Here is a 1,051-nt window from a genome sequence, read left to right as displayed (position 1 = left end):
CCTCCCGGGCGGGTGCCCGGGAGGTCGATGAAGGTGAAGTCACACACGGACTGCGTGGTGCGGTCGCAGACGAGGTCGTACGCGTGGCCCGCCTTCGCGGGGAAGCTGAACCAGTCCACGTCGGAGCGTGTCTCCAGCACTCCCGTCACCGCCAGCTCCGACTCGAACGCGGGCAGCGCCGTGGCCCGGTCCCCCTCGTCCGCGTGGTCCTCCGCGCCCAGATCCTCCAGCGTGCACTCATAGCCGGCGGTGCCCCGGGCCGCGTTGGATGCCATCCGCAGCCGGTACGCTCCGGCCTCCAACTTCTCCACCGCCGTGCCGCTGCCGCCTTCCTCCCATTCGAAGTTGCGCCACGACATCAAGTACCGGAGCGACTCGATGGCCGGCCGCAGGTCCTGGCCCGTGCAGCGCGCCCGGTACACGTGTCCCTCGAGCGCGGTGAACGTGAAGGCATCCTCGTCCCCCCGGAAGTCGATGTGGCCCCGGATGGGCGTGCCGTCCGTGAGGAGCGGGGCCATCTGGACGTCCGGATCCCCTTCCGGGTCCCCAACCTCCACCAGGGACACCGTGTACGCTCCGCGCTCCATGGAGAAGCCCGCGGGCCATGCGGCGACGGAGGCGGTGTACGTCGTGCTGTAGGTCAGTGAGACCGTGAGCACGGTGTCACGGCCCTCGTAGGTCACCAGCCCGCGGTCGTACGCGGTCGGCCAGGGGGAGATGGCCAGGTCGCACGACTGGAAGCCCTCCGGCGTGCAGGTGAAGCGGTACGTGCGGCCCTTCACCCCCTGGAAGGTGAAGCTGTCCACGTCCAACCGGTGCAGCCTGCCGGACAGCGCGACCACGGGGAGCCCTTGCGCCTGGGGACCCGGGTTGGGGAACTGGTCGAAGTCGTCCACCTCGTCCACCTCGCAGGTGGAGCCCAGTTCCTGGTCCTTGGGGCCACAGCGGCACGCCGCCACTCCGCCTTCGCTCGTGCAGTAGCCCGCGGTGCAGTGCACGCCGGAGCACACGCGGTTCACTTCGTCCGGCGAGGGCCCGGTGGGGGTGGGAG

The 1,051-nt window shown here is 70.4% G+C and carries 1 protein-coding gene; it reads right to left on the bottom strand.

What is annotated here, in order from left to right; translation table 11 throughout:
* A partial coding sequence (locus tag D7X55_RS43795; protein ID WP_158626495.1) for a hypothetical protein occupies positions 1-1,051 on the bottom strand: 1,051 nt, incomplete at both ends.

The sequence above is a fragment of the Corallococcus sp. AB049A genome (assembly GCF_003668885.1).
GTDB lineage: Bacteria > Myxococcota > Myxococcia > Myxococcales > Myxococcaceae > Corallococcus > Corallococcus interemptor.
This window is presented reverse-complemented; position numbering and strand designations above follow the sequence as displayed.